The 11,626-nt window shown below is 61.5% G+C and carries 16 protein-coding genes; all 16 read left to right on the top strand.

Annotation, left to right across the window (positions count from 1 at the left end; all coding sequences use genetic code 11):
* The first annotated feature begins 7 nt into the window (after positions 1 to 7).
* A complete protein-coding gene (locus ACSSV4_RS12945) occupies positions 8 to 142 on the top strand; it encodes a hypothetical protein (protein ID WP_257898314.1) in 135 nt (44 codons plus the stop codon).
* A 440-nt stretch (positions 143 to 582) separates the two neighbouring features.
* On the top strand, positions 583 to 1,464 hold the full coding sequence (locus tag ACSSV4_RS12940; protein ID WP_151976485.1) for a DMT family transporter: 882 nt from the start codon (positions 583 to 585) through the stop codon (positions 1,462 to 1,464).
* Between the two features lie 241 nt (positions 1,465 to 1,705).
* Positions 1,706 to 2,332 carry an RNA polymerase sigma factor gene (locus ACSSV4_RS12935; protein ID WP_151976483.1) on the top strand — a complete coding sequence of 209 codons (627 nt, stop codon included), beginning with the start codon at positions 1,706 to 1,708 and terminating at the stop codon, positions 2,330 to 2,332.
* Positions 2,333 to 2,424: 92 nt separating this feature from the next.
* Positions 2,425 to 2,757: a hypothetical protein gene (locus tag ACSSV4_RS12930; RefSeq protein ID WP_254699984.1), complete on the top strand. Its 333-nt coding sequence runs from the start codon at positions 2,425 to 2,427 to the stop codon at positions 2,755 to 2,757.
* Complete coding sequence (locus tag ACSSV4_RS12925; RefSeq protein WP_454275574.1) at positions 2,754 to 4,520, top strand: DUF3141 domain-containing protein; 1,767 nt, start codon at positions 2,754 to 2,756, stop codon at positions 4,518 to 4,520. Before ACSSV4_RS12930 ends, ACSSV4_RS12925 begins: the two co-directional genes overlap by 4 nt.
* 6 nt (positions 4,521 to 4,526) lie before the next feature.
* Entirely contained in the window at positions 4,527 to 4,706 is a 180-nt protein-coding gene (locus tag ACSSV4_RS12920) for a hypothetical protein (RefSeq protein WP_454275573.1), read from the top strand.
* Positions 4,699 to 5,544 carry an enoyl-ACP reductase FabI gene (gene fabI, locus ACSSV4_RS12915; protein ID WP_454275572.1) on the top strand — a complete coding sequence of 282 codons (846 nt, stop codon included), beginning with the start codon at positions 4,699 to 4,701 and terminating at the stop codon, positions 5,542 to 5,544. Before ACSSV4_RS12920 ends, fabI begins: the two co-directional genes overlap by 8 nt.
* Positions 5,541 to 6,140, top strand: coding sequence for a ubiquinol-cytochrome c reductase iron-sulfur subunit (gene petA / locus ACSSV4_RS12910; protein WP_151976475.1), 600 nt, complete (start codon positions 5,541 to 5,543; stop codon positions 6,138 to 6,140). The genes fabI and petA overlap by 4 nt, the downstream gene beginning before the upstream one ends.
* Before the next feature lie 57 nt (positions 6,141 to 6,197).
* Entirely contained in the window at positions 6,198 to 6,875 is a 678-nt protein-coding gene (locus tag ACSSV4_RS12905; RefSeq protein ID WP_454275571.1) for a CBS domain-containing protein, read from the top strand.
* Positions 6,876 to 6,935: 60 nt separating this feature from the next.
* Positions 6,936 to 7,697, top strand: coding sequence for an NAD(P)/FAD-dependent oxidoreductase (locus tag ACSSV4_RS12900; protein WP_151976471.1), 762 nt, complete (start codon positions 6,936 to 6,938; stop codon positions 7,695 to 7,697).
* A complete protein-coding gene (locus ACSSV4_RS12895; RefSeq protein WP_454275570.1) occupies positions 7,676 to 8,095 on the top strand; it encodes a hypothetical protein in 420 nt (139 codons plus the stop codon). Before ACSSV4_RS12900 ends, ACSSV4_RS12895 begins: the two co-directional genes overlap by 22 nt.
* A 95-nt stretch (positions 8,096 to 8,190) precedes the next feature.
* Positions 8,191 to 9,354 carry a phospholipase D-like domain-containing protein gene (locus ACSSV4_RS12890; protein WP_151976467.1) on the top strand — a complete coding sequence of 388 codons (1,164 nt, stop codon included), beginning with the start codon at positions 8,191 to 8,193 and terminating at the stop codon, positions 9,352 to 9,354.
* A complete protein-coding gene (locus tag ACSSV4_RS12885; protein ID WP_454275582.1) occupies positions 9,330 to 9,806 on the top strand; it encodes a hypothetical protein in 477 nt (158 codons plus the stop codon). The genes ACSSV4_RS12890 and ACSSV4_RS12885 overlap by 25 nt, the downstream gene beginning before the upstream one ends.
* Positions 9,807 to 9,904: 98 nt before the next feature.
* Positions 9,905 to 10,660, top strand: coding sequence for a hypothetical protein (locus ACSSV4_RS12880; protein ID WP_254699983.1), 756 nt, complete (start codon positions 9,905 to 9,907; stop codon positions 10,658 to 10,660).
* Between the two features lie 231 nt (positions 10,661 to 10,891).
* The gene (tnpA, locus tag ACSSV4_RS12875) at positions 10,892 to 11,257 is read left to right on the top strand and encodes an IS66-like element accessory protein TnpA (protein ID WP_454275569.1); all 366 of its coding nucleotides are present in this window, start codon (positions 10,892 to 10,894) and stop codon (positions 11,255 to 11,257) included.
* Positions 11,254 to 11,601: an IS66 family insertion sequence element accessory protein TnpB gene (gene tnpB / locus ACSSV4_RS12870; protein WP_454275568.1), complete on the top strand. Its 348-nt coding sequence runs from the start codon at positions 11,254 to 11,256 to the stop codon at positions 11,599 to 11,601. The genes tnpA and tnpB overlap by 4 nt, the downstream gene beginning before the upstream one ends.
* The last annotated feature ends 25 nt before the right edge of the window (positions 11,602 to 11,626 follow it).

The following is an 11,626-nucleotide window of genomic DNA, read 5'->3' as shown; positions in this document are numbered from 1 at the left end:
ACTTGAGATGTCTGACACATCATCGACCAAGACACCGGACGGGAAGGGCATGGCGGCGCGGTTTCCCACCGCGTATTCCATCCTGTTCGGCCTGATCATCTTTGTCGCGCCGCTGACCTGGATTATCCCTGCGGGCCAATAGTCAGCGATTGACGACGCGAGGATCTGGCTGAGCCAGCCACGCACGGCGCGCACATCGCGAAGCTGCCCGGAGCGGCCGATGGCCCGGAGCATGAACACTTGCAGGACTTCTTCGGCGGCGTCTGCGGCCTTGGCGGGTGTGTCGGGCCGATCTTCTGTGGAAGATCGGTGTTTTCGGTCCTCATTCATATCGCACCTCTGTGGAGTACAACGCCGAAGCACCGGAAACGTTACAGCGTCAGGGTGTTTCGCTTGCTCCGATTGCTTGCGGTTCTGTCATTGCATCGCCGGAGCTCGAAGAATCGGAGGCTCGGCCAGCGCCCTCTGGCCTTCCCAGTGTAAGATCTAGGCGGGCGCAACGTCTTTTTACTTCGCCCCTGAGTTGGCACATCGGACATTTTCTGCAATTCCTGCCGCTTCTGATCTAGATAAGGAAATTCGATGTCGCCGACCGTCATATCCAAGATCTTTCTGGCCATGTTCCTGTGGGCGGCGTGCTTTCCGCTGATCACCGCGGGGCTGCAATACGCGCCGCATCTGACCTTTGCGACGATGCGGGCGGTTTTGGCAGGCGCGGCTCTGGTGGGGTTGGCCGTGATCTTGCGTCGGCCATTTCCGCGCGGCGGGCGCATCTGGGTGACACTGGCTGTCGTCGGCCTTGGGGCGACCAGCCTGGGGTTTCTGGGCATGTTTCATGCGGCCGAGTTTGTGTCTCCCGGCATCGCCACCGTCATCGCCAACACGCAGCCCCTGCTTGCAGCGATGCTTGGCGTCGCGTGGCTTGGCGAGCGCCTGCCGATGATCGGCTGGATCGGCCTGTCGGTCGGCTTCGCGGGTGTCCTCGTGATCGCCCTGCCGCAACTGCTGGACAGGGGGCAGGACGGCTCGGCCATCGGCTTTGCCTATATCGTTCTGGCGGCGGTCGGCGTGACCATCAGCAACGTGGCGATCAAGTCCATCGCGGACAAGGTGGACGGGCTTTTCGGAATGGGGGTGCAACTGCTCATCGGCAGCGTGCCATTGGCCATCGCGGCCTTCGCAATGGAAGATCCAACCGCGGTTCAATGGAACGCGGTCTTCACGCTATCCTTGCTGGGGCTGGCCCTTTTCGGCTCGGCGCTGGTGTATTGGGTCTGGTTCTCGGTCTTGGAGGAGGTCGAGTTGAACCGGGCAATCGTGTTCAGCTTTCTGGTCCCGATCTTCGGTCTTACGATTGGCGCGCTGTTCTTCGGGGAACGTCTGTCCGGCATTCAGTTTTCCGGTATTGCGCTGGTCATTCTGGGGATCGTGTTCGTCAATCTCAAGGGCAGACCACAAGGGTAGTCGTACCGCGCCGAAGGGAAACCTGACGCCGGCAGGTTGCAGTGCGACATCCTGGCCATCCCGTCACCGCCGAAAGCCACCTTGCTGCAGACGGACAGAAACCCGATGTCTTTCACACCCGCGCAACGGGCAGCAACGCATTTGATCCATGTCAATGCCCGCCCGCATTGAAACTGCAAGATGCAACAGTCAGACCATCGTTGCATGACAGCGCAAGATACGCGGAAAGGGCAGGGACATCATGGCATCGCAAGACAGTCGCAAGCGGGAGGTGCCCGACACTTCGCCGGAACGCGCGCTGTTGGACGGGCGCGGCGCGTTCATGGGGTTCCTGGTCAAACGGCTCGGCAACCGCGCGGATGCCGAGGATGTGTTGCAAGAGTTCTGCATCCGGGTGCTGACCCGCAAGGATCAGCTCCGCGATGTCGACCGGATGGATGCGTGGCTCTACACGATCCTGCGCTCCACCCTGAACGACCACTACCGCAAGGGAACCCGGCGCAGCCGTCTGGCGGCAGCGGCGGCGCGCGAACCCGAAGACTGGATCGCCGATGCGCCCAGTCAGATGGCGCGGCTATGCACCTGCCATGAGGGGCTGATTTACGAACTGCGCCCGGCGGAGTCCGAACTGATCCGGCGCATAGATTTCGGCGAGGAGGATCGAGAGACCGTGGCGGCCGATCTCGGATTGACGCGCAATGCCCTCGGTGTCCGGCTTCACAGGGCGCGCAGCGCTTTGCGCGAGGCGCTGACGGCGCATTGCGGCTCATGCTGTCGGGAGGACCGCGAGGATTGCTCCTGTCCGCCCGAAGGCTGCGCGAGCGTCGAACACGAAACCGATTGCGAAGACATGGGACAGGCACACTGATCGCCCTGCCGACGGGTCTGTAACGATTTCCATCTTCCGGCGTCTTCTTCTGTGACCAAGCCCGAAGGCTCAACCACAGGAGTCGCCTAGCCATGCCACGCAAGACGATGGATCGTAAATCAGGGGAAACCCGTCACTCATCATCCGACGACGATGATCTTCGCATCTTGTTCTCGCGGATGACCTGTGCCTGTGCCGAGACCTTCGGGCATGCCGACGCCCCGATGGCGCGGGCGTTGTTCAACCGGGTCGAAATGATGAACCAGCCTCCGTCACTCGCGGCGTGCGCATTGGGCATCGAGCCCGGCGATGCGTCCTATCTCCTGACCGGTCTGCGCGAGGATGTTGCGGAGGATCTCGTGCTTGTGATGCTCGCTGGACGACCCTCCGGCACAGACCCCCAGTCAAGAGGAAACCGAACATGAACAAGAGCCTGCGCCTTGCGGTGGAGCCGCCTGAACACGCTCCTGCACCTGTCGCTGACGATGCGAGCACGGGCGCGCGGACGCCCTATGCCCAAGACGCCTTTGAACGCTGGATCCTGTTCCTCGATGCGCTGCGCGAACGCGCCGACAACATGATCGCGCATGAGCGGCAGGGCATGCCGCCGCTGCTGGATTTCGACTACGAGCTTTTGCTTGACGCCCGCAATTTCGAGCGGCCCGCCAACTACGCACTGCTCAGGATCACGCGGGTCGGAGAGGATTGCTGGGACGATTGCGTCGATGCGGCCAAGCCGCCGGTGATCGTGATCGACCCGCGCGCCGGGCACGGGCCGGGCATCGGCGGGTTCAAGCGCGACAGCGAGGTCGGCATGGCGATGCACGAGGGCCACCCGGTCTATTTCGTGATCTTCTTTCCCGAGCCGGTGCCGGGTCAGACCCTGGCGGATGTGCATTATGCCTTGCGCGACTTCGTCTCCGAGGTCGCTCGCCGTCACCCGGACACAGCCCCCGTGCTCTACGCCAATTGCCAGGCCGGTTGGGCGGCCACGCTGCTGGCGGCGGATTGCGACGGTCTGACCGGTCCGATTGTACTGAACGGCTCGCCGCTCAGCTACTGGTCGGGCGAGGCGGCAAGCAGCCCGATGCGGATGATGGGCGCACTGTCGGGCGGGGCATGGGCCGCCCATATGATCTCCGATCTGGGGGACGGGCGGTTCGACGGTGCCTGGCTGGCACAGAATTTTGAGACCTTGCAACCCGAAAAGGCGATCTGGGACAAATACGCGAACCTCTTTGCCCATGCCGACACCGAACGCGAGCGGTTCCTTGAGTTCGAACGCTGGTGGAATGGATACTACACGCTCAGCCGCGAGGAAATCCTCGGCATCACGCAGAACCTGTTCATCGGCAACCGGCTGGAACAGGGCGAGATGCAGCTGGATGCGCATTGCACCGTCGATCTTAAGCGCATCAGCAATCCGCTGATCATCTTCGCCTCGGACGGTGACAACATCACGCCGCCCGAACAGGCAATGGGGTGGATTGGCAAGCTTTATCCCGATACCGATGCGCTCAAGGCAGCCGGGCAGCGCATCGTCTATATGACGCATCCGCGTGTCGGGCATCTGGGCATCTTCGTCTCCGGTTCTGTCGCGCGGCTCCAGCATCGTGCGATTCTGGAAAGCCTGGACGATGTCGAGGCCCTTTCCCCGGGTCTCTACGAGATGGTGATCGACAACCCGTCGGGTGACCCGGACTGCGAGACCGGCGATTTTGAGGTGCGATTCGAGCCGCGCGAGGTCGATGATCTGGGCATTGCATCGGACGATGCGGCCTTGAAACAAGTGGCGCAGATATCGCGGATCAACGAGGCGGTCTATTCGACTTTCGTCAGTCCTTGGATCCGCGCCGCGACGACCCCGGCCAGCGCTGAGGCGCTCCGTGCGCTGCACCCCATGCGCTGGACCAGAACGATGTTCTCCGAACAGGTGAACCCGTGGATGGCCCTGATCAAGTCCACCGCCGAAACGCTGCGCGAGACGCGCTCACCATTGCCGGACGACCACCCCGCGATCGTGGCCGAGCGTGCGCTGTCGGCGCGCACCGGCGAGGGTATAGGCGCATGGCGCAAGGGACGCGATGCCTGGATCACCTATGTCTTTGGCGCGATGTTCGGCAATTTCCCGTTCGCCGCAGCAACCACACAGGCAGAAAAACCGTCCGACTCATCAAAACTGGAGTGAACGAATATGGAATGGCTTTTTGAAAACTGGGTTTTGGTTCTCGTTTTCGGCGGAATGGCCGCAATGCACCTTTTTGGGCACGGACATGGCGGACACGAACATGGCAAGTCGGCCAAGCGTCATGGTGCGCACGACAAGAAGTCCGAAGCTTCCGCCGATACCGAGGCAGTGTCGGAGGATGCCTGAATTCGACGCATGCTGCGATCCTGCGGAACTGCTTGATCTGTCCGGCCGGAAGGGTCTGGTTGTCGGCATCGCCAATGATCGCAGCCTGGCCTGGCCCGCCGCCCTGCATTTCCGTCAAGCGGGTGCTGAGCTTGCCGTCACCTATGTCGATGAGCGCACCAAACCCTTTGTCGCGCCATTGGCCGAACGGCTGGAGGCCCCGATCCTGCTACCCTGCAACGTGAATGCGCTACACGAACTCGACGCTGTTTTCGAAGCCATCACCAAGCGCTGGGGAAAGCTGGACTTCATCTTGCATGCCGTGGGCAGCGTGCCGCCCGCTGACCTTCATGGCCGCCTGACAGACTGTTCGGCCGCAGGGTTTACCCATGCGATGCAGGTGTCCGTCCATTCGCTGATCCGCATGGCGCATCTGGCAGAACCCCTGATGAAGGGCGGCGGCAGCCTGATCACGCTGAGCTATCTCGGCGGCGAGCGCGTCGTGGAGAGCTACAACGTGATGGGGCCGGTCAAGGCGGCGCTTGAGGCCACGGTGCGCTATCTGGCCCACGAACTCGGGCCATCGAACATCCGCGTCAACGCCATTTCGGCGGGACCCGTGATGACCCGAGCGGCGTCCGGGTTGACCGGCTTTGCGGGTCTTCTGGACGCGACCGCGCGAGTTGCCCCCTTGCGGCGCAACGTCACGGCCGATGAGGTGGGCCGCGCCGCCTTATTGTTCGCCAGCGACTATACCGGGGGCATTACGGGCGAGGTGCTGCATGTCGATGCGGGTGTTCACGTCGAAAGCCCTGTCGCCGCAGCCGAGATGAACTCTAAATCGGAGAATTCACGATGATCAAAACCAGTGACAACCCCGGACAATCGCCCGCAACTGAGCGCCGCGATTTCCTGTATTATGCAACGGCCTCAACCGGCGCGGTTGCCGCAGGCGCGGCGGTCTGGCCTTTGATCAATTCGATGAACCCCTCGGCCGACGTGACCGCGTCCGGCACGGTCAGGGTCGATCTTTCCGGCGTCGAACCGGGCCAACGTATTACTGTGAAGTGGCAGGGGCGCCCGGTCTTCGTCTGGCGCAGGTCACCAGCCGCAATCGAGGCTGCACGGGCCGTCGATCTTAACCAGCTTCCCGATCCTGTTGACGAAGCGGGCGAGAATCCGAACGCAAGTGGCGAAGAGCAAGCACTGGATGAAAACCGCGCGGCGGGCGAGGATGGCGAGTGGCTGATCGTCATCGGTGTCTGCACCCATCTCGGGTGCATTCCACTAGGGCAGGATGGGTCGGCGGTGGGCGAGTTCGGCGGTTGGTTCTGCCCGTGCCACGGATCGCACTACGATACCTCAGGCCGGATCCGGAAAGGGCCGGCACCACGCAACCTTGACATCCCGCCCTATAATCTGGGCGACGACCTGCAACTCGTTATCGGCACCTGAAGTGCTGAACCGGCCAAAACTCAAGAAGGAGACTATGACATGCAAGCCAGGGATATCATGACGATATCGGTGATCTCGGTCCCACTGGAGGGACAAATCGAGGGCGCGGTACGCTTGATGCTCGACCACAATATCAGCGCGCTGCCCGTCGTTGACGCAGAGGGCGATCTGAAGGGTCTTGTCAGCGAAGGCGACCTCATGCGGCGCGTCCGCGAAACAGATGGACCACGCCGGTCATGGTGGCTCGAGGTGCTGGGCGGATCGGGCGATGCTGCCAGGGATTTCGTGAAGCTCAAAAGCCACCGCGTCGAAGACGTGATGACAAGGGATGTGGTTTCGGTAGAAGAAGACACCAATGTCGCAGAGATCGCGCGTCTTCTGGAAAAGCACCGGATCAAGCGCGTGCCGGTGGTGAGTTCCGACAAAGTAGTCGGCATCGTAAGCCGGGCGAACCTGCTCCACGCCTTGTCGGCGCTTCAGGATGGGGCGCTGCCGGAGCCGTTGGAGGACGACCGCGTGCTGCGTGCAAAGATTGAAGAGGCTCTGAAAGAAGTGCCTGGTGCAGCGGTCAACCTCATCAACTACACCGTGCACAAGGGGAATGTCGCCGTCTGGGGTGTCGCCGACAGCGATTTCGAGGAGAATGCGATCCGGGTTGCCGTCGAAAACGTGCCCGGTGTCAGGACGGTTGAGGTCCATATGGGCCGCCTGCCGGCCTGGGCTTACGGGATCTGACTCACGTTGCGGAGATAAACCCGGCCTGTCAGGACGTCGATCGTATCGAGGAGGGTTCGTATGATGGCGCTAACGCCAGGTTCCGCCGACCCTGAAGACAATACGATTGAAATCGTCGGGGCTGGTCCCGCAGGTCTGGTCTGTGCAATCGTTTTAGCCAAGGCCAATCGTCGGGTCGTGGTGCGAGAGTGGCACGAAGATGTCGGCCATCGGTTCCACGACGACTTTCAAGGCCTTGAAAACTGGAGCGACGCGCAGAACGTTCTGGACGAACTGGCTGATGCCGGTGTTGTCGCCGATTTCGATCATCGCGGTGCAACCGAAGGCTTCGTCTTCGACAGCCATGCAAAGGCCCACAGAGTGCATGGATCGAAGCCCCTGTACTATCTTTTGCGCCGGGGCAACGCACCGGGAACGCTTTACCGGTTCTTGCTGGATCAGGCCCGCGCGGCCGGGGCCGAGGTGCGATTCAACGATCGCGTGAAAAAGACCACGACCAACATGGTCCTGGCAGGCGGACCACGGCGGGCCGATATCATCGCCGTGGGCTACGTCCTTGACACCTCTATGGCCGATGGTGCGTGGCTGGCCTTCGGGACCGAGCTTGCCCCGAAGGGCTACGCCTATCTGCTCGTGCACCGGGGGCGCGGCACGGTGGCCAGCTGCATGTTTTCAGGTTTTCGCGATCAAGCGAAATATCTCGCGGCAACCGTGGAATACTTCAAGCGTCACGCGGGCCTGGAGATGAAAACGCCGCGAGGCTTCGGCGGTTTCGGGAAAGTCCGATTGCCGCGCACGCGATGCAGGGTGGAAACGCGGTGATCGGCGAACACGCGGGTTTCCAGGACGCGCTGGCGGGATTCGGGCTGCGCTATGCGATGCGATCCGAGCCCCTGGCGGCCCAAAGCCTGATCAGCGGCGTCGACTACAGGAAAGCCTGGCGTGAGGCGCTGCAACCCGGCCTGCGCGGTGGTGTCGTCAATCGGTACCTGTTCAACCGGACGGGCGCCCGCGGGATCGACTACCTGATCGGAAAGCTGGGATCGACCGACACTGGCATTGCCTTGGGCGAGGCATATCGGCTTTCATTGCCCAAGCGACTGCTGCTGCCGCTCGCCCGTTTTCACTACCGCAACCCTTTGGAGGACCGCAGTTGCAGCCATGAGAACTGCGATTGTGTCGGGTGCCAGCACGGCGCCCATGAAACAGCGAACACCTGACGGATGTGCAGTCTTGCCTTTTCGCGCTGCAAGCATGGCTCCGACATCGTGACATCGATGTTGCGACCGAACCAGTGGGGCGGTAGGCCGCGATCATGAGCACCCCGCGCGCACCTCGCGAAAACTCCCTGACGATGCCACAGGCGCGGGCAGCGATGTGTGTGCCAAATCTGGGCGAAGGGTCGGGCGCTTTCCAGCTCTTTGTCGAGGGGGATGCCCTGTTCGATGCGATGATCACGGAGATCGAGGGCGCGACCGAAGCAATCTGGATGGAATCCTACATCTTTGCCACCGACGAAGTCGGCGCGCGTTTTGTCTCCGCCCTTGCAGCCAAGGCGCGAAGCGGGGTTGACGTTCGGTTGCATCTCGACGCTTTCGGTGCTGGCCAGCGGGATTTCGACAAGTTTCGGCGGGAATTGGAACGAAGCGGTGTGCGGTTTCGCTGGTTCCGCCCCTTCGATCTCCGACACCCGCTGCGATATTTCCAACGCAATCACCGCAAGCTTCTCGTCGTGGATGGCCGGGATGCCTTCCTGGGCGGTTTCAACATTCGCCGGTTAAACTCGCGTCGGCTTCATGGTGCAAGCCGCCAGCGCGATACCCATGTGCGTGTCCAGGGGCCGTTGGCGACGCTTGCCGCAAGTCATTTCATTCGACTCTGGCGGGAGGCCCGCCCGCTTCCGGCAAACGCAATTCCCGAAGAGGCCGACGGCATCGAAGGACTGCTGGTGCCTAGCTATTCGCGCAAGTGCCAGAAAAGGCTCGCCTGTCTGCATGCGGGACTGATCGGGATGGCACAATCCTGTGTCTATTTGACGTCGCCCTATTTCAGCCCGGGCACCGTGGTCGACCGGGCGCTTCAGGATGTCGCGCGTCGCGGCGTGGACGTCCGTCTGCTGGTGCCACGCAGAAGCGATCCCCTGGTCGCCGGCTGGGCGACGCGGGCGGCATATGCGCAGCTTCTCTCGGCGGGCGTGAGGGTCTACGAGTACTTGCCACGTCAACTGCATGCCAAGACTTCCGTCGTCGATAATGGCTGGTCGATCGTCGGATCGGCAAACCTCGATTACCGAAGCCTGTTCATCAATCAGGAGCTGGTCCTCTTTGCGCATGACCGCGTTTTGGCCGGGCAGTTGCAGGCGCAGTATCTGCGAGATATTTCAGATGCCCGTGAAATCACGCTTCGGACCTGGCGTTCGCGCGGCTGGCGCGCGCGTGGTTTCGAGTTGATCGGATGGGCTGCGCGACGGCTGCTGTAATCGGCAGCGATGTGGGAAAGGACTGCGCTCAGGTGCCTGTTCTCGGTGATCGCGGCGTGCGTGACGCGTTGTTGGTGTGGATCAAAGATGGAGCAGGGCAGGGCAACGCCGTTGTGCCGAATCTGAATGCGCCCGTCGGGAAACTCGTAGGTGTCGGCGTATTTGCCAACCAGACCGCGCGTTACGTCGTTGACTTCCAGACGTATGCGCTTGTGATCGTACTTCAGGGTCAGATCCTTGCTGACATAGCGCTTGTTGCGCAGACAGAAGTCTCGGCCGCGATCGTGCTCACCGGCACTTTCGCATTCAGCATGTCTTCGATTGCGCGTCGCTCACGCAAATCCAGCTCTGTATGGGCCATGTCCGTTCTCCTTGCTTTTCAGCAAGATAGGGGATTTGTCGCAACCCAGTTTAGAATGTGCCCAGCGTACAAGTTTTTGGCGCATAATTAGATTTATGTTAAGTATTAAATCCATATTGATTACACTAAGTCTTGCAATAATATATTTTCGTATGTATATTGAATGTGTCTTGCGGAGGTTTGTTTACCATGTATTTCCCGGCCAAGAAACATGTCCTTCTCTTTGTGACCGCCTTGGCTTTTGCGCATATTTTTCTTCCCAAAAGCAGCCGAGCGCAGAGCTATCCCATCGATTGCGCAATACTCCTCTGTCTGTCCGGGGGTTGGCCAGCATCTGTCCCTTGTTCTCGAGCGCGCGCGGAGTTCATCCGCCGGATCACGCCCTGGCCGGTCGAGCCGCCACTGCAGATCTGGCGCTGCCCGATGGGTGCGACTTACGAGATCGAACCTCGGCCGCGCAGAACTGACCGGATCTTCGATGCCTTGTCCCCAAAAGATGATAGTCGGCCGCGCCAGTCCTTTCCCGCGAGCCATCATACACCTGAAGCAATGACAGGAGCGGCCGTTTGGCGCTTTGACGAAACCTCAGACGAGCTCGTCCCAGTGGATTTTGCCCTGCACCTTGTCCAAGAGCGTGCAGACGTCGACATAAGCGGCCCGGAGTTCAATTTCGTGCGCTCTATCCGAGTTTTTGACGTCCGTTTCGCGTCACAGAGACTAGCCGGAGAGAACGATCAGTGCCGACGCCATGCACTGGTCTACCTCGGCACATACAGCACGCAGGGCGAATTTTCATGGGCATTATCTGCACCGGCGGCTCTACCCGACGCTCATATCGGGCTTGAAGGCTGGGGATCGGATTGTCCGAACATCACTAATCGCTCGGTGTTCGTGGACTGGCGCGACTACGCGGGCAACTATGGGTTTGAGCAGGTGAACTACTGACCGGTTAGGCGTGCCACACATCCGGTGCAAGCGCCGCAGGCGCGAGCGATCCAAGCCAACGTCATCGGTTTCTTGCGGCACTTGCGGGCCGGGGTGATATTGAGAAGCCAGCCGTTAATTGCCTAGGTGACGGCTCTCGAAATTCCGTAAGCGTCCGGCGTCACTGCTCTGCCGCACATAGAGGGTGATTGATAGTGTCCACCACGAGATAGTGGACACTATGGTGGCGTTATGGCGCGTCGGACGAAGCGGCTTTGGACGGACGAGGAGAAGCGTTCGATCTGTTTGCAGACGACGGCGCCGGGTGTGTCGGTTGCGCGTGTAGCACAGCGCTACGCGATGAACGCCAACCTGATCTTCAAGTGGCTGCGCGACCCGCGCTATGCGCCGGAGGTCCCGGCGGAGCCGGATGCGGCCTTTTTTCTTCCCGTCGAGATCGTCGAGCGACCCATGCACGAGAATAGCGAAGCCGCCGCAGGTCCGGTGTCCGCGGCAGGCGCGATCGAGATCGATACCGCGGGTGGCCACCGGCTGCGGATCAGCGGGACCTACGATCCCGAGGCGCTTGCCCGGCTGATCCGGGGCCTGTCCGGATGATCCCGGTACCGACGAACACGAAGGTCTGGCTGGCGGCAGGCGTGACGGACATGCGGCGCGGGTTCACCACGCTCGCGGCCCAGGCGGAGACGGTGCTGAAGCAGGACCCGTTCGCCGGGCACATGTTCGTCTTCCGCGGTCGGCGCGGTGATCTGATCAAGATCATCTGGTGGGATGGCCAGGGTGCATGCCTGTTCAGCAAGCGTCTGGAGAAGGGCCGGTTCGTGTGGCCGTCGGCGAAGGAGGGCAAGATCGCGCTGACGCCGGCGCAGCTGGCGATGCTGCTGGAGGGGATCGGCTGGCGTCTGCCGCAGCGCAGCTGGGCGCCGCTGAAGGCGGGATAAACCGAGCGCGACCGCACGTTTGGGA

This window comes from Roseovarius sp. MBR-154 (assembly GCF_053628595.1).
The sequence above is the reverse complement of the archived record's forward strand: the minus strand, read 5'-3'. Positions and strand labels throughout refer to the sequence as shown.

What these genes read in the sequence shown, in the direction of transcription:
- ACSSV4_RS12945 (WP_257898314.1), top strand. Translation starts at nt 8, where the DNA reads ATGTCTGACACATCATCGACCAAGACACCGGACGGGAAGGGCATGGCG.
- ACSSV4_RS12940 (WP_151976485.1), top strand. Translation starts at nt 583, where the DNA reads ATGTCGCCGACCGTCATATCCAAGATCTTTCTGGCCATGTTCCTGTGG.
- ACSSV4_RS12935 (WP_151976483.1), top strand. Translation starts at nt 1,706, where the DNA reads ATGGCATCGCAAGACAGTCGCAAGCGGGAGGTGCCCGACACTTCGCCG.
- ACSSV4_RS12930 (WP_254699984.1), top strand. Translation starts at nt 2,425, where the DNA reads ATGCCACGCAAGACGATGGATCGTAAATCAGGGGAAACCCGTCACTCA.
- ACSSV4_RS12925 (WP_454275574.1), top strand. Translation starts at nt 2,754, where the DNA reads ATGAACAAGAGCCTGCGCCTTGCGGTGGAGCCGCCTGAACACGCTCCT.
- ACSSV4_RS12920 (WP_454275573.1), top strand. Translation starts at nt 4,527, where the DNA reads ATGGAATGGCTTTTTGAAAACTGGGTTTTGGTTCTCGTTTTCGGCGGA.
- fabI (WP_454275572.1), top strand. Translation starts at nt 4,699, where the DNA reads ATGCCTGAATTCGACGCATGCTGCGATCCTGCGGAACTGCTTGATCTG.
- petA (WP_151976475.1), top strand. Translation starts at nt 5,541, where the DNA reads ATGATCAAAACCAGTGACAACCCCGGACAATCGCCCGCAACTGAGCGC.
- ACSSV4_RS12905 (WP_454275571.1), top strand. Translation starts at nt 6,198, where the DNA reads ATGACGATATCGGTGATCTCGGTCCCACTGGAGGGACAAATCGAGGGC.
- ACSSV4_RS12900 (WP_151976471.1), top strand. Translation starts at nt 6,936, where the DNA reads ATGATGGCGCTAACGCCAGGTTCCGCCGACCCTGAAGACAATACGATT.
- ACSSV4_RS12895 (WP_454275570.1), top strand. Translation starts at nt 7,676, where the DNA reads ATGCAGGGTGGAAACGCGGTGATCGGCGAACACGCGGGTTTCCAGGAC.
- ACSSV4_RS12890 (WP_151976467.1), top strand. Translation starts at nt 8,191, where the DNA reads ATGAGCACCCCGCGCGCACCTCGCGAAAACTCCCTGACGATGCCACAG.
- ACSSV4_RS12885 (WP_454275582.1), top strand. Translation starts at nt 9,330, where the DNA reads ATGGGCTGCGCGACGGCTGCTGTAATCGGCAGCGATGTGGGAAAGGAC.
- ACSSV4_RS12880 (WP_254699983.1), top strand. Translation starts at nt 9,905, where the DNA reads ATGTATTTCCCGGCCAAGAAACATGTCCTTCTCTTTGTGACCGCCTTG.
- tnpA (WP_454275569.1), top strand. Translation starts at nt 10,892, where the DNA reads ATGGCGCGTCGGACGAAGCGGCTTTGGACGGACGAGGAGAAGCGTTCG.
- tnpB (WP_454275568.1), top strand. Translation starts at nt 11,254, where the DNA reads ATGATCCCGGTACCGACGAACACGAAGGTCTGGCTGGCGGCAGGCGTG.